Annotated in this window: 3 protein-coding genes; all 3 read left to right on the forward strand. The window is 63.8% G+C overall.

The window, feature by feature from the left end; all coding sequences use genetic code 11:
- The first annotated feature begins 52 nt into the window (after positions 1–52).
- The 3 genes from FEE99_RS14065 to FEE99_RS14075 are packed head-to-tail and all read left to right on the forward strand — an operon-like array spanning position 53 to position 23,602.
- A complete protein-coding gene (locus tag FEE99_RS14065; protein ID WP_041479062.1) occupies positions 53–3,454 on the forward strand; it encodes a non-ribosomal peptide synthetase in 3,402 nt (1,133 codons plus the stop codon).
- Positions 3,451–11,274 (forward strand): non-ribosomal peptide synthetase, encoded by a 7,824-nt coding sequence (locus tag FEE99_RS14070; protein WP_041479060.1) that lies wholly within the window; start codon positions 3,451–3,453, stop codon positions 11,272–11,274. The genes FEE99_RS14065 and FEE99_RS14070 overlap by 4 nt, the downstream gene beginning before the upstream one ends.
- Positions 11,275–11,287: 13 nt before the next feature.
- Entirely contained in the window at positions 11,288–23,602 is a 12,315-nt protein-coding gene (locus FEE99_RS14075) for a non-ribosomal peptide synthase/polyketide synthase (RefSeq protein ID WP_041479058.1), read from the forward strand.
- The last annotated feature ends 51 nt before the right edge of the window (positions 23,603–23,653 follow it).

Genomic DNA, 23,653 nt, shown 5'->3' on the forward strand with positions numbered 1-23,653 from the left:
TTGATACGACCGGGTCTCCAGGTCACGCCGCCGATCAGCAAGGACTCCACGCATGAATGCCGCAGACGCACAGAAACTAGCCCGCCGCTTTATCGAATTGCCCCAGGACAAACGCCGTCTGTTCCTCGCCGGCATGGCCCGCGAAGGCATCGATTTTGCGCAGCTGCCCATGACCGCCTGCGACGGCATCGCCGAGCGTGACGGCCTGTCTTACGCGCAGCAGCGCATGTGGTTTCTCTGGCAGCTGGAGCCGACCAGCGCCGCCTACAACCTGCCGATGGCGGTGCGTCTGGATGGTGAATTGCAAGTCGAGGCACTGGAGCAGGCCTTCAGCCGTCTGGCGGCGCGGCACGAATGTTTGCGCACCACCTTCGGCCAGGACGGCGAGCGTGCTTTCCAGCGCGTGGCCGAACCAAAGCCACTAAAACTGCCCGTCACTGACCTGAGCACGGTGCCCGAAGCCCAGCGCTGGCCGCTGGCGCAGCAGCACATGATGGCCGAGGCGGCCCAGGCCTTCGACCTGCAGAACGGCCCGCTGCTGAGTCTGCGTCTGTTGCGCCTGGCCGAGCAGGAACATGTGTTGCTGCTGACCCTGCATCACATCATCGCCGACGGCTGGTCGATGAATATTCTGATCGACGAATTCATGCGCACTTACGACGCGCTGGTGGCCGGGCGTGAACCGACGCTGGCGCCCTTGACCGTGCATTACCGCGACTATGCGCTGTGGCAGCGCAGCTGGTTGGAGGCTGGCGAGCGCGAGCGGCAACTGGACTACTGGCGCACGCAACTGGGTGACGAACATCCGGTGCTGGAATTGCCCACCGATCGCGCCTATCCGGCGCAGTCCAGCCATCAGGGCGCACGCCTGGAAACGGTGATCGACGCAGCCCTGCGCGAAGAGCTGAAAAACCTTGCCCAGCGTCAGGGCGTAACCTTGTTCGTGGTGTTGCTGGCAGCGTTCAAGACCCTGTTGCATCGCTACAGCGGCCAGACCGATATTCGTGTCGGCGGGCTGATCGCCAACCGCACCCGCAGTGAAACCGAAGGGCTGATCGGTTTCTTCGTCAACACGCAGATCCTGCGCAGCGCGGTTACTGCACAAACGCCATTCGCCGAGCTGCTGCAGAACCTGCGCCAGGCCGCCCTCGGCGCCCAGGCCCATCAGGATCTGCCCTTTGACGCCCTGATCGAAGCCCTGCAACCGGCGCGCAGCCAAAGCCACAATCCGCTGTTTCAAGTGATGTTCAACCACCAGCCGCTGGTTACCGATTTGCATCAGGCGCAACTCGCTTCCGGCTTGCGCGTGGGCTATCTGAGCGAGGAACAACTGGCCGGCAGCGGCCGGCAACATGCGGCCACCAGCGACCTGATGCTCGACACCCGTGAGGAGGGCGAGCAATTGTTTGCCGCCTTCACGTACGCCACGGATATTTTCGACGCCGCGACCATCGCCGCGCTGGCCGGGCATTGGCGCAACATTCTCCAGTCGGTGTGCCGTGACCCGCAGCAGTTGATCGGCGATGTGGCGATGCTTGCCGAAGACGAACGCCACGCCTTGATCCAGGCCACCGCGCCAGCGCCTCGTTTCATTAGCGTGCAAAGCCTGTTCGAAACGCAGGTCGCGCGCACTGGGCAAGCGCCGGCGGTGCGGTTGGCCACTGCGCCTGCGCCGGCATTCAGCTACGACGAACTCAACACTCGCAGCAATCGTCTGGCCCACCAGTTGCGCGCACAGGGTGTCGGCCCGGACGTACTAGTCGGTGTTGCGCTGGGCCGCTCGCTGGAACTGGCGGTGGCGCTGCTGGCGGTGCTCAAGGCCGGTGGTGCCTATGTGCCGCTGGATCCGCAGACGCCGGCCGAACGCTTGCGCCATGTGCTCGCTGACAGTGGTTTGCAACTGTTGCTCGGCGACCAGCAAAGCCTCGCCAGCCTGCCGCCGCTCGACGGCATCGAATGCCTGTGTCTGGAGCAATTGCCCGCCAGCGAACAGAGCGACAATCTGCCGGTCACTGTCGAAGCCGACAACCTCGCTTATGTGATCTACACCTCGGGTTCCACCGGGCGGCCGAAAGGCGTGGCGGTCAGTCATGGCGCGCTGAGCGAGTTCATTGCCCGCGCCATCGACTACAGCGATTTGCGTGAAGGCGACCGTGTTCTGCAATTCGCCACCAGCAGTTTCGACGGTTTCGTCGAGCAGTTTTTCCCGCCGCTGTGCCATGGCGCCAGCGTGGTCATGCGCGATGCACCGCTGTGGGACAGCGCGACGCTGCATCAGGTGATCATCGATCAGGGCATTACCCTGGCTGATCTGCCAGCGGCCTACTGGTATTGGCTGGTGCAGGAATATGCGGCGAAACCGCCGGCAAGTTTCGGCGCGCTGCGGCAGATTCACGTCGGCGGTGAAGCCATGGCGGTGGACGGTTTGCGATTGTGGCAACAGGCCGGGCTCGGCCATGTGCGCCTGCTCAACACCTACGGCCCGACCGAGGCCACGGTGGTCTCGACGATTCATGACTGCACCGCGCTGACCGCGCAGGACGTGTCGTGGCGCGGCATGCCGATCGGCCAGGGCCTGGCGGCGCGGCGCCTGTACGTGCTCGACGATGATCTGAACCTGCTGCCGCAAGGCGCGGAGGGCGAGTTGTACATCGGTGGACCGGGTCTGGCGCGCGGTTATCACCGCCAACCGAGCCTCAGCGCCGAGCGTTTCATTGCCGACCCGTTTGCCGACGGCCAGCGCCTGTATCGCACTGGCGACCGTGCGCGGCTGCGCGGCGATGGCGCGCTGGAGTATGTCGGCCGGGTCGATCATCAAGTGAAGATTCGTGGCTTTCGCATCGAACTGGGCGAGATCGAATCGCGCCTGCAGCAATGTTCGGGCGTTCGCGAAGCAGTGGTGTTGGCGGTGCCGTTCGCGGGCGGTGCGCAACTGGTCGCCTACGTTGTGACAGAACCTGCGGTGCTCGCCAGCGCGGCGACGCAAGCGGCATTCCGTCAGCAGACCCGCGCCGCGCTGCAAGCCAGCCTGCCGGATTACATGGTGCCGGGGCATCTGCTGTTGCTGGCGAACCTGCCGCTGACACCGAGTGGCAAGCTCGACCGCAAGGCCTTGCCAGCGCCGGATCCGGCGCAGTTGCAGGGCGATTACCGCGCCCCGCAATCGCCGGCCGAGCAGTGTCTGGCGCAGGTCTGGGCCGAGGTGCTGCACGTGCCGCGTGTGGGCCTGGATGATCACTTTTTTGAACTGGGTGGTCATTCGTTGTTGGCCGCGCAGGTGATTGCCCGGGTCAAGGAGCAGATGGGCGTGGTGCTGCCACTGCGCAGCCTGTTCGAAAAACCGCTGCTGGCGGATCTGGCCGAGGTGCTCGGGCAACTGGCCGAGGTGAGCGGCGACGACGACTGGTCCGACATGGATCAGTTCATGAATGCTTTGCAAGGAGAAGAAGTATGAGCGGCACGATGGCGGAACGTATTGCAAAAAGGTTCGTCGGCCTGCCGCTGGAACAGCGTCGGCTGTTTCTCGCCAAATTGCGCGAAGAGGGCAAGGATTTCAGCCTGTTGCCGCTGCCGGTCAGCCGCCACGACTGTGCGCAGGTTCCCCTGTCGTTCGCCCAGCAGCGCCTGCTGTTTCTCTGGCAGCTCGAACCGCACAGCGCCGCGTACAACATGGCCGCTGGCTTGCGCCTCAAAGGTTCGCTGAATGAGTCAGCCCTGAGCCGCTCGTTCGATCATCTGCTGGCGCGCCATGAAGTATTGCGCACGGTGTTTCACACCGACGGCGATCAAGCGCATCAGCTGATTCTCGAGCAACAAAGTATTGCGCTGGAACGCTTCGATCTGACCGGCACCGCCGCGCAAGAGCGCGAAGAACTGCTCGCGCAACACGTACAAGACGTCACCGCGCAACCGTTTGATCTGCGCCACGGCCCGTTATTGCGCGCCAGCCTGTTTGCTTTGGCCGACGATGAGTTCGTGCTGGTGGTGAGCATGCATCACATCGTCTCCGATGGCTGGTCGATGGACGTCATGGTCAAGGAATTCGTGCAGTGCTATCAGGCGTTCAGCTTGCAGCGCGAGCCGCAATTGCCAGCACTGCCGTTGCAATACGCCGACTATGCGATCTGGCAGCGGCGCTGGCTGGAGGCCGGCGAGGGCGAGCGCCAGCTCGACTACTGGCGTCAGCAACTGGGCGACGAGCATCCGCTACTGGAAGTGGCAGCGGACTTTGCCCGACCCCTGACGCAAAGCTTTGCAGGACAGACCCTGAGTTTCGATTTCGGTGCTGACCTTTCGCAGCAGCTCAATGCCTTCGCGCGCAGCCAGGGCATCAGCCTGTTCATGCTGGTGCTCGCCGGATTCTCGCTGTTCCTTTCGCGTCTGGCCGGCGAGCGCGACATTCGTGTCGGCGTGCCGAATGCCAACCGTGGCCGCGCCGAAGTCGAGGGGCTGATCGGTTTTTTCGTCAACACCCAGGTGCTGCGTTGCCAGGTCGATGAGCGCGGCAGTTTCGCCGATTTGCTCGCGCAGGTGCGTGAAGCGGCGTTCGGCGCGCAGGCGCATCAGGAATTGCCGTTCGAGCAACTGGTCGACGAATTGGTCGCCGAACGCACCCTGGGCCACAACCCGCTGTTCCAGGCCAAATTCAACCAGAACGTCGGCATGCAGAAACAGCGCTCGATGGCCTTGCCCGGCCTGACCGTCAGCGAATACCCGCTGGCCAAGGACGGCACGCATTTCGATCTGGCCCTGGACATCACCGACGACGGCGCACTGATCCACGGTCAGATGACCTACGCCAGCGATCTCTATCGGGCGGAAACGGTCGCCGGTTTTGTGCCGATGTTGCTGGACCTGTTCAGCCAATTGCTCAACTCGCCGCAGGCGCCACTGCACATCGTAGCCACGCGGCGGCCTGCTGCGCTTGCCATTCACCGCGAACCGGCGTTGACGGTGTTGCAACACTGGGCGCGTGAAGTGGCGCGGCAGCCGCAGGCGCTGGCCGCTCGGGATCTCAAGCAAACGGTGACTTTCCAGGCGCTGGATGAACAAGCCAACCGTCTCGCCCATTATTTGCGTGCGCAGGGCGTCAACGTTGGCGAACCGGTGGCGGTGCTGCTGGAACGTTCGCTGGACTGGCTGACTTGCCTGTTGGCGATTCTCAAGGCTGGCGCGGTGTACATGCCGCTCGACGTCAAGGCGCCAAGCGCGCGCCTGCAACAGATGCTCGGCGCTGCCCAGGCGCGGGCGCTGATCGGTGCTGAAGGCGACTCACGGCTCGGCGAACTGGCGGCTGAGGGCTGTCAGGGTCTGGAGTTTGCACCGGGGCAGTGGCACTCGCTGCCGACGTCCGCGCCTGAGCTGACGCTGTATGCGCAGTCGTCGGCCTACGTGATTCACACCTCCGGTTCCACCGGGCAACCCAAGGGCGTGCTGGTCAGCCACGGCGCGCTGGGCAGTTATGTGCGCGGTGTACTCGAGCGTCTGGCGCCGGCGCCCGAGGCCAGCATGGCGCTGGTCTCGACCATCGCCGCCGACCTTGGCTTCACCGTGCTGTTCGGTGCGTTGTGCTCGGGCCGACTGCTGCATGTGTTGCCGGAAGAACTCGGCTTCGACCCGGATCGCTTTGCCGAATACATGGCCTGCCATCGCGTTGGCGTGCTGAAGATCGTCCCCGGGCATCTCGCCGCGCTGTTGCAGGCGGCCAAGCCTGCCGATGTGCTGCCGGAACACGCACTGATCGTCGGCGGCGAAGCCTGTTCGCCGGCACTGGTCGAGCGCGTGCAGCAACTGAAGCCGGGCTGTCGTCTGATCAACCACTACGGGCCGAGCGAAACCACCGTGGGCGTGCTGACCCATGAGGTCGAAGTGCTTGCCGCGCAAGCACGCAGTGTTCCGGTCGGCACGGCGTTGGCCGGTGCCCATGTCTATGTGCTCGACGATGTGCTCAACCCGGTGGCCGATCAGGTTGCCGGTGAGTTGTACATCGGCGGCGACAGCGTTGCCCTTGGCTACCTGAATCAGCCAGCGCTGACCGCAGAACGCTTCCTGCCCGACCCGTTCGGTGCAGCGGGCGCACGGGTCTACCGCAGTGGCGACCGGGTCCGGCGCAATCGCGACCAGGCGCTGGAGTTCATCGGTCGTGCCGACGATCAGGTCAAAGTGCGCGGCTACCGTGTGGAGCCTGCGGAAGTCGCGCGGGTGTTGCTCAGTCTCGACGGCATCAGCGAAGCCGCCGTGCTCGCGCTGCCACTGGATGACGATCCGGCGCGCCTGCAACTGCTGGCGTGGTGCGTGCCGGCAGTGGGCGCGAAGGTGCAGGCGCAGGAGCTGCGCGAGCAATTGCAGGCGCGGCTGCCGGATTACCTGGTGCCGGCGCAGTTGCTGTTGCTGGAAAAGCTGCCGCTGACTGCCAACGGCAAACTCGACAAGCGTGCCTTGCCAGTGCCCGGCGTGGTCAGCCAGCAGTTCGTCGCGCCGGTCGGTGAGATCGAGGAAAAACTGGCCGCGATCTGGGCCGAGGTGCTCAAGCTCGAAAGGGTCGGCAGCAGCGATAACTTCTTCGAACTGGGTGGCGACTCGATCCTCAGCTTGCAGATCATCGCCCGGGCCAAGCGCCAGGGCATCAAGCTCAGCCCCAAGCAGTTGTTCGAAAAACAGACCATCGGCCAATTGGCTGCCGTGGCCAGACTGATCGAAGCCAAACCGGCTGCCGTCGCCGCACCTGTGGCACGTGGGCCGTTGCCGGTGCTGCCGATTCAGGTGCGTTTTTTCGAGACCCCGATCGCCCAGCGCCAGCATTGGAACCAGTCGGTGATGCTGCAACCGACCTTGGCGCTGGACGCCGTGCATTTGCGCAAGGCGCTGGCGACGTTGGTCGAACAGCACGAAGCGCTGGCCTTGAGCTTTGTGCAGTCGGGCGATCACTGGCAGGCACTGCCGCAGCCGCAGGGTGATGCCGAATTGCTCTGGGTACGCGAGCTGGACAGCCTCGATGCCTTGCCGGCCGTGGCCGACGCGGCGCAGCGCAGCCTCGATCTGCACCGCGGGCATTTGCTGCGCGCGGTGCTGGTCAACCTGCCGAATGCCGAGCAGCGCTTGTTGCTGGTGATTCATCACCTGGTGGTCGATGGCGTGTCGTGGCGCATTCTGCTCGAAGACTTGCAGCAGGCTTACCACGCATTGGCGGCGGGGACGGCGCCGGTGTTGCCAGGCCAGAGCAGTTCGCTGCACAACTGGGCCGAGCAGTTGCATCGTTATGCACAGAGCGAAACGTTGGCGGCCGAAAGCGCTTATTGGCACCAGACCCTGGCTGCCGACGACGCGGCCCTGCCACGGGATTTCGCCGAGGACAGCCAGACCCGCGCCCAGGCCGCCCGCGCCAGTACGCGCCTGAGCCAGACACTGACCGACAAGCTATTGAAAGTCGCCCCGGCGGCCTACCGCACGCAAATCAACGACCTGTTGCTGACCGCATTGGCGCGGGTGTTGTGTGACTGGAGCGAGCAGCCTTCGGTGTTGATCCAGCTCGAAGGCCACGGTCGTGAAGACCTGTTCGACGACATCGACCTGAGCCGCACGGTCGGCTGGTTCAGCAGCCTGTTCCCGGTGCGCCTGACCCCGCAGGCCAATCCCGCTGCGTCGCTGTGCGCGATCAAGGAGCAACTGCGCGCCGTGCCGGGCAAAGGCATCGGTTATGGCGTGCTGCGTTACCTCACGCGTGCTGCCGAGTTGCAGACGTTGGCGCAACCACGGGTAACCTTCAATTATCTCGGCCAGTTCGATGGCGCGTTCAGCGCTGAGCAGGGTGCGTTGTTCCTGCCAAGCGCTGACAGCACCGGCGCCAATCAGGATGGACAAGCGCCGCTGGGCAATTGGCTGAGCGTCGACGGTCAGGTTCTCGGCGGAGAGCTGGAACTGACCTGGACCTTCGGCACCGGCATGTACCGCGCCGAGACCATCGAGGCGCTGGCCGAGGCTTATCGCCGCGAACTGCAACGCCTGATCGAACATTGCTGCGACAGCGCGGCCGGTGGCGTGACACCCTCGGACTTCAACCTCGCCAATCTCACGCAAGCGCAGCTGTCGGCGCTGCCGATGGCGCCGCGTGACATCGTCGATCTGTACCCGCTGTCGCCGATGCAGCAAGGCATTCTGTTCCACAGCCGCAACGAGCCGGATAGCCCGGCCTACACCAATCAGCTGCGCGTCGATGTCGAGCAGCTCGACGCCGAGCGCTTCCGCCAGGCCTGGCAGCAGACCCTTGAAGCCCACGATATTCTGCGTACGGCGTTCGTCTGGCCGCAGGATGCCGCCGCGCCGGTGCAGGTGGTACGCAGCCGTGTGCAGATGCCGTGGCAAGTGCAGGACTGGCGCGGTCGCGCCGGCCTTGATTCAGCACTTGATCATCTCGCCACTGAAGACCTGCACAACGGTTTCGATCTGCTCGACGCACCGCTGTTGCGCGTGACGTTGGTGCGCACCGATGAGCACACTCATCACCTGATCTACACCTGCCATCACATCCTCATGGACGGCTGGAGCACTTCGCAGTTGTTCGGCGAAGTGCTGCAACGCTACGCCGGCATCACGCCGAGCGCAGGGCAGGGGCGTTATCGCGATTACATCGAATGGCTCGGCCAGCGCGATCAGCAGGCCAGTCGGCAGTTCTGGAGCACGGCGCTGGCGGATCTCGAAGAGCCGACGCGACTGGCCAGTGCCATGCCGGTCAGGCACGCGGCCAGCGGCTATGCCGATCACCAGCATGTGTTCAGCGAACCGCTGACCGCAGAACTGAACCGCTTCGCCCGCGAGCAGAAAGTCACCCTCAACACGCTGGTGCAAGCGGCGTGGCTGCTGCTGTTGCAGCGCTACACCGGCCAGGATCACGTGGCGTTCGGCGCGACTGTCGCCGGGCGGCCGACGGATTTGCCGGGTGTCGAGCAGCAGATCGGTCTGTTCATCAACACCTTGCCGGTGGCGGCGGCGCCATCGCCGGAGATCGGCGTCAGCCAATGGCTGCAACAGGTGCAAGACCTCAACCTGGCCTTGCGCGAGCACGAACACACGCCGCTGTATGACATTCAGCGCTGGGCCGGTATGGGCGCCGGGGCGTTGTTCGACAGCATTCTGGTGTTCGAAAACTACCCGATGGCCGAGGCCTTGGCTCAGGGTCCGCAGACCGGCCTGAAATTCTCGGCGATCCTCCGTCAGGAGCAGACCAATTATCCGCTGACCCTGGTGGCGATCACCGGCCGTGAGCTGAGTCTGGGCGTGAGTTACGATCAGGCCAGTTTCGACGCTCAAGCGATCAATGCGTTGAGTGCGCAGTTGCAAGGCCTGCTCGAGCAGTTCCTCGCCGACGCCGCGCAGCCGCTGGGGGCGCTGCAACTGCTCGCCGAGCCACAACGGCAACAAGCGATCGAGTGGGGCAAGGCGCCGGTTACCACGCCGGATCAACGCACGGTGCTGGCGCACATTGCCGCGCAAGTGCAACGTCAGCCGCAGGCGAACGCGGTGCTGTTCGCTGAGCAATCCATCGCTTACCAAAACCTCGACACCCGGGCCAATCGTCTGGCGCACAAGCTGCAAGGCATGGGCGTCGGGCCGGAAGTGCGCGTCGGCGTGTGCATGCGCCGCACGCCGGACATGCTGGTCGGCTTGCTGGCGATCCTCAAGGCCGGTGGCGCTTATGTGCCGCTGGACCCGGATTACCCGCAGGAGCGCTTGCTGCACATGCTCGACGACAGCCGCGCGGCGGTGCTGCTCACTGAGCCAGCGGCCTTGGCGATGCTGCCCGAAACCTTGAGTGCGCAGGTGCTGCTGGTGGACGCGAGCGTCGCCAGCGAATACCCGGATGCTGCGCCACTGGTTAATCTCGCGGCAGACAATCTGGCGTACGTGATCTACACCTCCGGCTCCACCGGCAAGCCGAAAGGCGTAGCCATCAGCCACGGCAATCTGTCGGCGCTGATTCAGTGGTCAGCGGGTGTCTATCGCGAAGAACAATTGCGCGGTGTGCTGGCCTCGACCTCGATCTGCTTCGATCTGTCGGTGTGGGAAATCTTCGTCACGCTGGCCTGCGGTGGCTGCCTGGTGCTGGCCGACAACGCTCTGGCGCTGGCGGATTTGCCGGCGCGCGAGCAGGTCACCCTGATCAACACTGTGCCGTCGGCGATTGCCGCGTTGCAACGGGCCGGGCAGATCCCGACTTCGGTCGGCACCATCAATCTGGCCGGCGAGCCGCTCAAGCAGAGTCTGGTCGACAGCCTCTACGCCAGCACTCAGGTGCAGCAGGCCTACGACCTCTACGGGCCGTCGGAGGACACCACTTATTCAACCTTCACCCTGCGCACGCCGCAGGGCCGGGCGAACATTGGCCGGCCACTGGACAACACCGTGGCCTACCTGCTCGACAGTCAGTTGCAGGTGCTGCCCGAGGGCGTGGCGGCCGAGCTGTACCTGGCGGGTGCCGGGGTGACGCGCGGCTATCTGCGTCGTGCCGCGCTGACCGCCGAACGCTTTGTGCCGAATCCTTACGCGAGCAATGGCGAGCGCCTGTACCGCACCGGCGATCTGGTGTGCCAGGGCGACGATGGCAACATCGAGTACATCGGTCGCGCCGACCATCAGGTGAAGATTCGCGGCTTCCGCATCGAGCTCAGCGAGATCGAGGCGCGTCTGCTGGAACTCGACGATATCGGCGAAGCGGTGGTACTGGCGCAGGACGGCGCCGCTGGCAAACACCTGCATGCCTACATCGTCGCCGCATCGGCCAGCGATCAGTCGACGCTGACCGAGCGGGTGCGCAGTGCGCTGGTCAGCCGCTTGCCGGCGCACATGGTGCCGGGGCACCTGCACCTGATCGAAGCGGTCCCGCTGACGCCCAACGGCAAGCTCGATCGCAAGGCGCTTATGGCGTTGGGCGAGAGCCCGACGCAGGAGCAATACCAGGCACCGCAAAGCAACTTGCAGTGGGAGGTCGCGACGATCTGGCAGCAAGTGCTGGAAATCGAGCGGGTCGGGCTGGCGGACAACTTCTTCCAGCTCGGCGGCCATTCGTTGCTGGCGACATTGGTGGTGACCCGGGTGCAGGAGCGCCTCGGCGACAAGGTGCCGCTCAAGGCGCTGTTCGAAACCGACACCCTCAAGGATTTCTGCGCGCGGATCGAAGCGCTGCGCGTCGAAATGTCGCCCGTTCAGGATGAATTGGCTAAATCACTGGAGGCCCTCAAACGTCTATCCCTCGATGATCTGGAAAAACTGATTTCTTGAGAGGGAAAAACGCGTGCAAGAGTTAATCGAGTCGGTAGGACAACTTTCGGCTAAGCAAAGAAAGGCTCTGGCGGTTCTGCTCAAGCAGAAAGGCGTCAACCTCTTTGACATTGCCCCGGTTTTCAAGCGCACGGCTGAAGAGCCGTTGCTGCTGTCCTACGCTCAGCAGCGCCAGTGGTTCCTCTGGCAGTGGGCACCGCACAGCGCGGCCTACAACATTCCGACGGCCCTGCGCTTGCAGGGGCCGCTGGATGTGCCGGCACTGGAACGCAGCATCGCGGCGCTGATCGAACGCCACGAAACCTTGCGCACGGTGTTCTCTCAAGACAGCGCGCAACCCTTGCAAGTGGTCCTGCCCGCAGGACCTTTTACCCTCGATATTCACAACCTGAGCGCTGAACTGGCGAATGACCCGGAGCACTCGATCGAGGCTTTCGTCCAGACCCAGAGCCAGAAGACTTTCGACCTGCAGCACGGCCCGTTGCTGCGTGCCGCGCTGCTACAGGTCAACCCCGCTGAGCATGTGCTGGTGCTGACCCTGCATCACATCGTTTCCGATGGCTGGTCGCTGCAAGTGATGATCGAGGAACTGGTGCAGCTCTACGCCGGTTTCAACCTCGGTCACGACGCCGGTCTGCCGGCGCTGCCGATTCAATACGCCGATTACGCGTTGTGGCAGCGCCAGTGGATGGAGGCCGGTGAGCAGGAGCGGCAGCTGGCCTACTGGCAGGCAAAACTCGGCGGCGAACAACCGGTGCTGGAGTTGCCGCTGGATCGCCCGCGCGCGGTGGAGCAGAGCTTCGCCGGCGCCAGCCACAACCTGATTCTCGATCCGGCGCTGAGCCATGCCCTCAAGGCCTTTGCCCGGCAGGAAAACGTCACCCTGTTCGTATTGCTGCTGGCTTCGTTTCAGGCCTTGCTGCATCGCTACAGCGGGCAAAGCGACATCCGTGTCGGCGTGCCGGTGGCCAACCGTGGCCGGGTAGAAATCGAGCGCCTGATCGGCTTCTTCGTCAACACCCAGGTGCTCAAGGCGGACATCGACGCAGAGCTGCCGTTTGTCGAACTGCTGCGTCAGGTCAAACAGACCGCCCAGGAGGCGCAGGCGCATCAGGACTTGCCCTTCGAGCAACTGGTCGAAGCGCTGGAGCCGGGCCGCAGCCTCAGCCACAGTCCGCTGTTCCAGGTGATGTTCAACCACCAGGCCGAGCGCCGTGCGAGCGTTGCGACGCGCCTTAACGGCCTGAACATCGAACCGCTGGAATGGCAGAGCCAGACCGCGCAATTCGACCTGACCCTCAACACTACCGAACAGGCGCACGGCATCGAAGCGGCGCTCAAGTACGCCACTGACCTGTTCGACGCAGCGACCATCGAGCGCCTGGCGCAACACTGGACCGCGCTGTTGCAGGCGATCGTCGCCGAGCCGACCCGGTGCATCGGCCAATTGCCGATGCTCGACGCCGGCCAGCAGCAACAGCTGTTGGCGCAATGGAATCCGTCGCTGATTGAACAACCGCTGACCCAGTGCATCCAGCAAGCCATCGAGGCCCAGGCCGAGCGGCATGCCGATGCGGTGGCGGTGAGCTTTGCCGGGCAACGCCTGACTTACGCTGAACTCAATCACCGCGCCAACCTGTGGGCGCATACGCTGATCGAGCAGGGCGTCGGCCCGGACGTGTGCGTCGGCGTTGCGGTCGAGCGTTCGCTGGACATGATCGTCGCCATTCTCGCGGTGCTGAAAGCGGGCGGCGCCTATGTGCCGCTGGACCCGAGCTACCCGGATGACCGCTTGAGCTACATGATCGACGACAGCGGCATTCACTTGCTGTTGACCCAAGGCCATTTGCTCGGGCAATTGCCGCTGCCGCCGGGGCTGGTCTGCCTCGATCTGAATCAGGCGCCGGAACACGGCATCTCGAGTAACCCGCCATGCCTGACCACGCCGGACAATCTGGCCTACGTCATCTACACCTCCGGTTCCACCGGCAAACCCAAGGGCGCGTTGCTGCCGCACGGCAACGTCATGCGCCTGTTCAGCGCCACCGCGCACTGGTTCGATTTCGGCGCGCAGGACAGCTGGACGCTGTTCCATTCCTACGCGTTCGACTTTTCGGTATGGGAGATTTTCGGCGCGCTGTTGTACGGCGGCAAACTGGTGGTCGTGCCCCACGACGTCAGCCGTTCGCCGGAGGATTTCTACACGCTGCTGTGCGATGAAAACGTCACGGTGTTGAACCAGACACCGTCGGCGTTCAAGCCGTTGATGCAGGTCGCCTGCGAGTCGAGCCGCAGCAATGCCCTGCGTTACGTGGTGTTCGGCGGCGAGGCGCTGGAAGTACAGAATCTGCGCCCGTGGTTCGAACGTTTTGGCGACCGCGCGCCGACGCTGATCAACATGTACGGCATCACCGAAACCACCGTGCACGTGACCTACCGGCCATTGTCGCTGGCGGATCTGCACAGCAATCACAGCAGCCCGATCGGCGCGCCGATTGTCGACCTGTCGTGGTACTTGCTCGACAGCTCGCTGAACCTGGTGCCGCAAGGCTGCATCGGTGAGTTGTACATCGCCGGTGCCGGTCTTGCCCGTGGTTATCTGAATCAGGCCGGCATGAGCGCCACCCGCTTCGTGCCCGATCCGTTCAACCACAAGGCCGGCCAGCGTCTGTACCGTACCGGCGACCTCGCACGGCTGCGCGGCGACGGGGTGATCGAGTACATCGGTCGTATCGACCACCAAGTGAAGATCCGTGGTTTCCGCATCGAGCTCGGTGAAATCGAAGCGCAACTGCTCAAGCATCCACAGGTGCGCGAAGCGGTGGTGCTGGCGGTGGACGGCCTCAGCGGTCAGCAACTGGCAACCTGGGTCGTGCCCGTCGAGGCAGTGAACGCGGACGAGCAGGGCGCCCTGCGCGATTCGATCAAGGCGCACCTGCGCGAAACACTGCCCGATTACATGGTTCCGGTCAGTTGGGCGTTCCTTGACCGGCTGCCGCTGACCGCCAACGGCAAGCTCGATCGCAAGCAGCTGCCGCAGCCGGACGTTGCGCAGGTGCAAGAGGCCTACGCCGCGCCGCGCAGTGAACTGGAACAGCGTCTGGCGGAGATCTGGCAGGACGTGCTCAAGGTCGAACGGGTCGGGCTTCACGATAATTTCTTCGAGCTGGGCGGCGATTCGATCATTTCGATTCAAGTGGTCAGCCGCGCTCGGCAGGCTGGCATTCGCTTTACGCCCAAGGACATTTTTCAGCATCAGACCGTGCAGCGTCTGGCCACCGTCGCGCAGCAGAGCGACGCCGTGCAGACGGAGCAGGGCGAAGTGTTTGGCGATGCGCCACTGACGCCGATCCAGCAGTATTTCTTCCACAGCGACATCCCGGCGCGGCATCACTGGAACCAGTCGATCCTGCTGACCCCGGCGAAAACCCTGCAAGCCGCAGCGTTGCAACAGGCCTTGGCGCAGGTGCAAAAACAGCATGACGCCTTGCGTCTGCGTTATCGCCAAACCGAGCAGGGCTGGCAGCAAAGCCACGGCGCGGCGGATCAGCCACAAGACTTGTTGCGCAGCTTTACGCTGGACGACGGCGCGGCATTGCCAGCGCTGTGCCTTGACCTGCAACGCAGCCTCGACCTGCACAACGGCCCGCTGATCCGCGCGGCGCTGGTCGATATGCCGGACGCCAGTCAGCGTCTGCTGCTGGTGATTCATCACCTGGTGGTCGATGGCGTGTCGTGGCGAATCCTGCTCGAAGACCTGCAAAGCGCCTATCAGCAGATCAGCAGCGGACAGAGCGTGCATCTGCCGGCGAAGACCAGCGCGTTCAAGGACTGGGGATTGCGCCTGCAAGAACATGCGCGCAGCGCGGCGCTGGGCAGCGAACTGAGTTACTGGCGCGAACAGTTGCGCGACGTTCCGCTCGGTTTGCCGCTGGATAATCCGCAGGGCCAGTTGAACAACCGCTTCGAACGCAGCGTCGACACGCGGCTGGACGCCGAACGCACTCGCCAGCTGCTGCAACAGGCCCCGGCGGCCTACCGCACTCAGGTCAACGACCTGCTGCTGACCGCACTGGCGCGGGTGCTCTGCGAGTGGACCGCCAGCGACAGTGCGTTGGTCCAGCTCGAAGGCCATGGCCGCGAAGACCTCTTCGATGACATCGACCTGAGCCGCACCGTGGGTTGGTTCACCAGCATGTTCCCGGTGCGCCTGACGCCAAACGCCAGTCTGCAAACCTCGATCAAAGGCATCAAGGAGCAACTGCGCGCGATTCCCAACAAGGGCATCGGCTATGGCTTGCTGCGTTATCTCGGCACCGCCGAAGCACAAGCGGCGCTGCGTGAACTGGCGCAACCGCAAGTGACGTTCAACTACCTCGGCCAGTTCGATAACAACTTCGACGAAGACGCCTTGTGGCGACCGGCCACCGAAGACAAGGGCGCCGGTCAGGACGCAAACGCGCCGATGGCCAATTGGCTGACCATCGATGGTCGGGTTTATCAGGGCCAGTTGAGCCTGACCTGGACCTACAGCCGCGACGTTTTCGAAGAGGCGACCATTGTCGGTTTGGCCCGCGCCTACGAAGTGGCGCTGAGCGAATTGATCGACCACTGCCTCAGTCATTCCGGGGGGCTGACTCCGTCCGACGTGCCGCTGGCCGGTTTGTCCCAGGCGCATCTGGACAGCCTGCCGATCGCCGCCCAGCGCATCGAGGACATCTATCCGCTGGCGCCGATGCAGAAGGGCATTCTGTTCCACAGCCTGTACGACGCGGACGCCAGCGCCTACGTCTATCAGATGCTGCTGGACATCGACGGCCTCGACGTCGCGCGGTTCCAGCAAGCCTGGCAACGTGTGGTCGATCGCCATGAAGTGCTGCGCGCCGGTTTCATCTGGGGCCGCGATGGCCTCGATGCGCCGTTGCAAGTGATCAATCGTCAGCTGACCCTGGAAATGCCGGAAATCGATGTGCGTGATGCCGCCGACCTGCCGGCGGTGCTTGAAGCACGGGCGCAGGCCGACCGCGAGCGTGGCTTCGATCTGCAGAATCCGCCGTTGTTGCGCCTGTGCCTGCTGCGCACTGCTGACGATCGCCATCGGCTGATTTTCACCTGTCACCACATTCTCATGGATGGCTGGAGCAACTCGCGGATGTTCGGCGAAGTGCTGAAGGATTACGCCGGCCAGCCGGTGCCGAGCCCACAGGGCCGCTATCGGGATTTTCTGGTCTGGCTGCAAGTCCAGGACAAGGCTGCCGCGCAGAACTTCTGGCGCGGGCAACTGGCCGAACTCGACGAGCCGACCCGACTGGCCTCGGCCTGCCACGGACGCACCGTGCCGGGGCCGGGCAAACAGATGCATCGTCTGCATTTCGATGAAGCGTTGACCCAGCGTCTGAACAGCTTCTCCCGTCAGCAACAGGTGACCCTCAACAGTCTGGTGCAGGCCGCGTGGCTGCTGGTGTTGCAGCGCTACACCGGCCAGGCCACCGTGGCGTTTGGCGCCACGGTATCCGGGCGGCCGGTGGATTTGCCGGGCATCGAAGAACAGCTGGGGCTGTTCATCAACACTCTGCCGGTGATCGCCAGCCCGCAGGCCACCCTCAGCGTCGGTGACTGGGTGCGCAGCGTGCAGGACAAGAACCTGCTGTTGCGCGACTACGAACAGACGCCGTTGCAGGACATTCAACGTCTGGCCGCATTGAGTGGCGAAGCGCTGTTCGACACTTTGCTGGTGTTCGAGAACTATCCGGTGTCCGAAGCGCTGGAGGCCAATCCGGGCGGGCTGCGTTTTTCTGGTCTGGAGCATCGCGAGCAGACCAACTACGGCCTGACCCTGATCGCTGGTGCCAGCGAAGTGCTCAACCTCGATTTCAATTACCTCACCGAGCACTTTGCCGAACGCAGCGTGTTTGCTCTGGCGGCGCATTTGCGTGAAGTGCTCGAGCAATTTATCGCAGCGCCGCAGCGGGCACTTGGCGAGATCGGTCTGCTGCCGCAGGCCGAACGGCAGACGCTGGCGCAGTGGAACGACAATCACGCCGCTTATCCGGCCGAGCGGCTGATCTCGCAGAGCTTTGAAGCAAGGGTCGCAGCACATCCGCAGGCACTGGCGTTGAGTCATGCCGGCGTGGCCCTCAGCTATGGCGAACTGAACCTGCGGGCGAATCAGCTGGCCCGGCATTTGGTGACGCTGGGTGTCACCGCCGAAGTGCGCGTCGGCGTGGCGCTGCCGCGTTCGGCGGAACTGGTGATCGCGCTGATGGCGGTGCTCAAGGCCGGCGGCACCTACGTGCCGCTGGACCCGGACTACCCGGCCGACCGCGTGGCCTACATGCTCGACGACAGCCAGGCGAAAGTTCTGCTGACCCAGCAAGCGTTGCTGGCGCAACTGCCGTCCACCGAAGCACACGTGGTGCTGGTCGAGGCCGGCGGTAAGGCGTTCGCCGCGCAAGCGCCGGACAACCTGCCGGCGCGCGCCGACTCGGCCAATCTGGCCTACGTGATCTACACCTCCGGTTCCACCGGCAAACCGAAAGGCGTGGCCATCGCCCATCGCAACGTACAGGCGCTGATTCACTGGTCCGCCGAGGTCTACAGCGAGGACGATCTGCAAGGCGTACTGGCCTCGACGTCGGTGTGCTTCGACTTGTCGGTGTGGGAGATTTTCGTCACCCTTGCGCGCGGCGGATCCATGGTCATCGCACGCAATGCTCTGGAGCTGGCGGACTTGCCCGAGCGTGATCAGGTGCGCCTGATCAACACCGTGCCATCGGCGATTGCCGCGCTACAACGCATCGGCCAGATCCCGCCGGGCGTGCGCATCATCAATCTGGCCGGCGAGCCGCTCAAGCAGGCGCTGGTCGACACGCTGTACCGCGAGACTTCGGTTGCCCACGTTTACGATCTGTACGGGCCTTCCGAAGACACCACGTATTCGACCTGGACCCGTCGCGAACTCGGCGGCCAGGCCAATATCGGCCGGCCACTGCGCAACACCACTGCGTACCTGCTCGACGGGCAATTGCAGGCAGCACCGCTCGGCATCGCTGCGGAGCTGTATCTGGCCGGTGACGGCATCACCCGTGGCTATCTGTTGCGCCCGGGCCTGACCGCCGAACGTTTCGTGCCAAACCCGTTGGCGAGCAACGGCGAGCGCATGTACCGCACCGGCGACCTGACACGTTTTCTGGATGACGGCCGAATCGAATACGTCGGCCGCATCGACCATCAGGTCAAGGTGCGCGGCTTCCGTATCGAACTGGGGGAAATCGAAGCGCGTCTGCTGGCCCAGGCCAGCGTGCGCGAAGGCGTGGTGCTGGCGGTGGACGGCATTGGCGGCCAGCAACTGGTGGCTTATGTGGTGCCGGCCGAAGCCGATCAAAGCCTGGCGCAACTGGACGCGCTGAGCACTGCGCTGCAAACCGCGCTCAAGGCGCATCTGCCGGACTATATGGTGCCGGCGCAGTGGCTGTTCCTTGAACAGTTGCCGCTGACACCCAACGGCAAACTTGATCGCAAGGCTCTGCCGGCACCGGACGCCAGTCAGGCGCAACGCGATTACGTCGCGCCTTCGACGCCGCTGGAGCAGCAGTTGGCCGAGGTCTGGCAGGACATTCTGAAGATCGAGCAGGTCGGCGTGACCGACAATTTCTTCGCCCTCGGCGGCGATTCGATCATCTCGATTCAACTGGTCAGCCGCGCGCGGCAGCAGGGCATTTGCTTCACGCCCAAGGACCTGTTCCAGCAGCAGACGGTGCAGAAACTGGCCGCAGTGGTTTCGCTTGAAGACGCGCAATCAGCCAGCGCCGCCGACTATCCGTTGGCGCAACTGGATCAGGCGCAACTCGATGCCTTGCCGGTGCCGGCGGAACTGATCGAAGACGTCTATCCGCTGTCGCCGATGCAGGAAGGCATGCTTTTCCATACGCTGTCGGATAACGGCAGCAGCCTTTACGTGCAACAGGTCAGCCTGCCGATCAGGGGCCTCGACGTGGAGCGGTTCCGCCAGGCCTGGGAATTCATCATTGTCCGTCAGGCGATCCTGCGCACCAGTTTCCATTGGCAGGACGGCCTGGCCAAACCGCTGCAGGTGGTGCATCGCCATGCGCCGCTGCAGATGCAGGTGCTCGATTGGCGTGAGCAGGACTGCAGCGAGGCGGCGATTGCCGAATTCGCCAGCGCCGATCGCGCGCTGGGCTTCGACTTGGCCGAAGCGCAATTGCAGCGGGTGACCTTGCTGCAGCTGGGCGACGAGCAGTACCAGATGATCTGGACCAGCCACCACATTCTGATGGATGGCTGGAGCAGTTCGCGGTTGTTCGGCGAGGTCTTGCAGTACTACGCCACGGGCCAGGTGACTGGCGAAAACGGCCGCTATCGCGACTTCATTGCCTGGTTGCAGGCGCAGGATCAGGATGCCCAGGAGCTGTTCTGGAAGGCGCGTCTGGCGGTGGTCAACGAACCGACTGCGCTGAGTCAGGCGATGCACCCGCGCCACAGTGCCGACGTTACCGGTCACGATGCGCTCTATTCGAATTGGGACAAGGCGCAAACCGCACGCCTGCTGGAGTTCTGCCGCGACCTGCGCATCACCCCCAACACGCTGATTCAGGGCGCGTGGCTGCTGCTGTTGCAACGCTACACCGGCCAGCAGACGGTGACCTTCGGCGCCACCGTATCGGGGCGTCCGGAAAGTCTGCCGAAAGTCGGCAACATGCTCGGCCTGTTCATCAACACTTTGCCGATCATTCAGACGCCGCAGGCCGATCAGCGCCTGGCCGACTGGCTGGGCGAAGTGCAGGCCTACAACCTCGACATTCGCGATTATTCCCAGGCACCGCTAGCCGATGTGCAGCGCTGGTCGAACCTCGGTGGTCAGGCGCTGTTCGACAGCATCGTGGTGTTCGAAAACTTCCCGATCGACGAGCGCTTGCAGGAAGAAACCGACACAGAGCTGACCTTCGGCAAATCCATCGGCCACGGCGTGACCAACGTGCCGATGGACCTTGCGGTGATGCTCGGCGATGAATTGTCGATCGAGTACCTGTACCTGCGCAGCCACTTCAGCGCCGAGGCGGTGCAAGGCATTCGCCTGACCCTGGAAAATACCCTCGCGGCGATGATGGCCGCGCCGTATGAGCGACTGGGCAATTTGCAGCGTCTGTCCGCCGAACAATGGCAAGCGGCGCAGGCCTGGAGCGCCGAACCGGCGCACCGCCATGAACCGCGCCTGTTGCCGGAGCTGATCAGTCGTCATGCGCAACAGCAACCCGACGCGATCGCCGTGCAATGCGCCGGCGAGAGACTGAGCTACGCAGAGCTGGAGCGGCAGGCCAATCGACTCGCGCAGTGCCTGATCGCCCACGGCGCCGGGCCGGAAGTGGTGATCGGCGTGGCGTTGCCGCGCTCGCTGGAAATGCTGGTGAGTTTCCTCGCCGTGCTCAAGAGCGGTGCGGCGTACGTGCCGCTGGACATCGATTATCCGCCCGAGCGCTTGGCGTACATGATCGAAGATTCGCGCATGACCCTGCTGCTGACGCAAACCAGCCTGCGGGCGACGTTACCGGCGCCGCATGGCGTGTTGCGTCTGGAAATCGATCAACTCGATCGCAGTCTTTACAGCGATGCCGCACCGGTCTGCGATGTTCACGAGCAGAGCCTGGCGTATCTGGTTTACACCTCCGGCTCCACCGGACGGCCGAAAGGCGTGGCTGTCACCCAGGGACCGCTGAGCATGCACTGCCAGGCGATCGCCGAGTTGTACGAAATGGACGCGAGCAGTTGCGAGCTGCACTTCATGTCGTTCGCTTTCGACGGTGCCCATGAACGCTGGCTGAGTACCTTGTACAGCGGCGGTCGTCTGGTGATCCGTGACGGATGCCTGTGGACGCCGGAGCAGACCTATCAGGCCCTGCACGATTACGGCGTGACCATCGCCTGCTTCCCACCGGCCTATCTCAAACAACTCGCCGAGTACGCCGCCGCCAGTGGCATCGCACCACCGCCAGTGCGCATCTACTGCTTCGGTGGCGATGCGGTGCCGGAGCAGACCTTCGAACAGGTGAAAGCGGCGTTGCGTCCGCAATACTTCACCAACGGGTATGGTCCGACCGAAACCGTGGTCACGCCGATGCTCTGGAAAGTCGCCATCAGCCAGCAGTGCGAAGCGGCATACGCGCCGATCGGTCGCGCGGTCGGTGCGCGTTCGTTGTACGTGCTCGACGACGATCTGAATCCGCTGCCGCCGGGCTTTGCCGGTGAGTTGTACATCGGCGGTTACGGCGTCGCTCGTGGTTACTACGGACGCCCCGATCTGACCGGCGAGCGCTTCGTGCCCAACCCGTTTGCGCCCGGCGAACGCCTGTACCGCAGCGGCGATCTGGTGCGCCGTCGCGCGGACGGCGTGGTCGATTACGTCGGGCGCATCGACCATCAGGTCAAGGTGCGTGGCTTCCGCATCGAGCTGGGCGAAGTCGAGGCCAGCCTGCGTCAGTTGCCGGCGGTAAGCGATGCGCTGGTGATTGCCCGCGACAATGCCTCCGGCAAGCAACTGATCGGTTATGTAGTCACCGCCACGGGTGATGATATCGGCGATGAACTCAAGGCCGGGCTGCGCGCTTCGCTGCCGGAATACATGGTGCCGGCGCAGATCGTCTGCCTCAGCGCGTTCCCGGTCACGCCCAACGGCAAGCTCGATCGCAAGGCCTTGCCGGAGCCGGAGTTCAAAAGCGACGAATATGTTGCCCCGCGCACCGAGCAGGAAACCTTGCTGGCCGAGATCTGGGCGCAGGTGCTGCAGGTCGAGCAGGTGGGTATCAGCGATAACTTCTTTGAACTGGGCGGCGATTCGATCCTCAGCCTGCAAGTGATCTCGCGGGTGAGAAACCACCCGACCCTGCAGATGGAGCTGAAGCTGCGTGATCTGATGCGCTATCAAACCATCGCCGGCATCGTCGAGCAGCAGGTGGCGAAGGAGGGCGCCGGGCAAGCGCTGCCGGACCTGACACAGGTTGCCGCAGAGGGCGCGTTCAATTTGCTGCCGATCCAGCAATGGTTCTTCGCCGAAGGCATGGCCGAGGCGCATCACTACAACCAGTCGTTGCTGCTCAGCGCACGTCAGCCGCTGGATCTCGATGCCCTGGAACAGGCCCTGGGCTTGATCGAACAGCATCACGATTCGTTGCGTTTGCGTTTTTCCAACGACGGCGGGCGCTGGTTGCAGCGCTATAGCAGCAGCGCGTCCGACGAGGCTGTGCTGTGGCGCCGTGAAGCGCAAAGCAGCGAAGAGGTCGAAGCCTTGGCCAACCTCGCGCAGCGCAGCCTCAAACTCAATGACGGGCCGGTCTGGCGGGTCATGCATGTGGCATTGCCGGATGGCCAGGCGCGCTTGCTGGTGGTGATTCATCACCTGGTGGTCGACACCGTGTCGTGGCGGATTCTGCTCGACGATCTGAAAGTCGCTTATGAGGCGTGCGTGCAGGGGCTGGCGCCGCAACTGCCGATTCGCACCAGCAGTTATCGTTCGTTTGCCGAGGCATTGCAGGCGCAGGCGCCGGTGATTGCCGAGCAGGAATTGAGCTATTGGCTGGAGCAACTGGATCAGCCCGGCGTTGATCTGCCGTGCGACAACCCGCGCGGCAAGAACCTCGTGCGGCAACAGGCGCAGGCGCGGCTCAAGCTGTCCCGCGAGCACACCGAACAACTGCTCAAACAGGCCCCGGCGGTGTACGGCACGCAGATCAACGACTTGCTGTTGTCAGCGCTCAGCCGCGCCCTGTGCCGCTGGAGCGAGCAACCGTCGGCGTTGATTCTGCTCGAAGGGCACGGGCGCGAAGACCTCTTCGAATCGATCGATCTGAGCCGCAGCCTCGGCTGGTTCACCAGCATGTTCCCGGTGCGTTTACGCCCGGACAGCGACGACATCGGCCAATCGATCATCGATGTGCAGGCGCAACTGGCGGGCGTACCGCAGAAGGGCATCGGCTATGGCGTGCTGCGTCATCTGGCCGGGCCGGACATTTCGGCGCAACTGGCCGCACTGCCGCAGGCACGGGTGACGTTCAACTACCTCGGGCAGTTCGACCAGAGCTTCGATGAACAGGCGTTGCTGGTGCCGGCACTGGAAGAGACCGGCGACAACTACAGTCTCAAGGCGAATCTGGGCAACTGGCTGGAAATCGTCGGCCAGGTCTATGACGGGCAACTGGCCTTGCGCTGCATCTACAGCAGCCAGCGTTACCGCGCCGGCACCATGGATGCGCTGATGAGCGATTACCAGCGTGAGCTTGAAGCGTTGATCGAGCATTGCATGGCGCGGGCGGGTTGATCGCCCGGTCTTTTGCGCGGGCGCTGCCCAGGCGCGCCCGTCTTATTGCGG

This window comes from Pseudomonas sp. ef1 (genome assembly GCF_007293365.2).
GTDB classification, from domain to species: domain Bacteria; phylum Pseudomonadota; class Gammaproteobacteria; order Pseudomonadales; family Pseudomonadaceae; genus Aquipseudomonas; species Aquipseudomonas siliginis.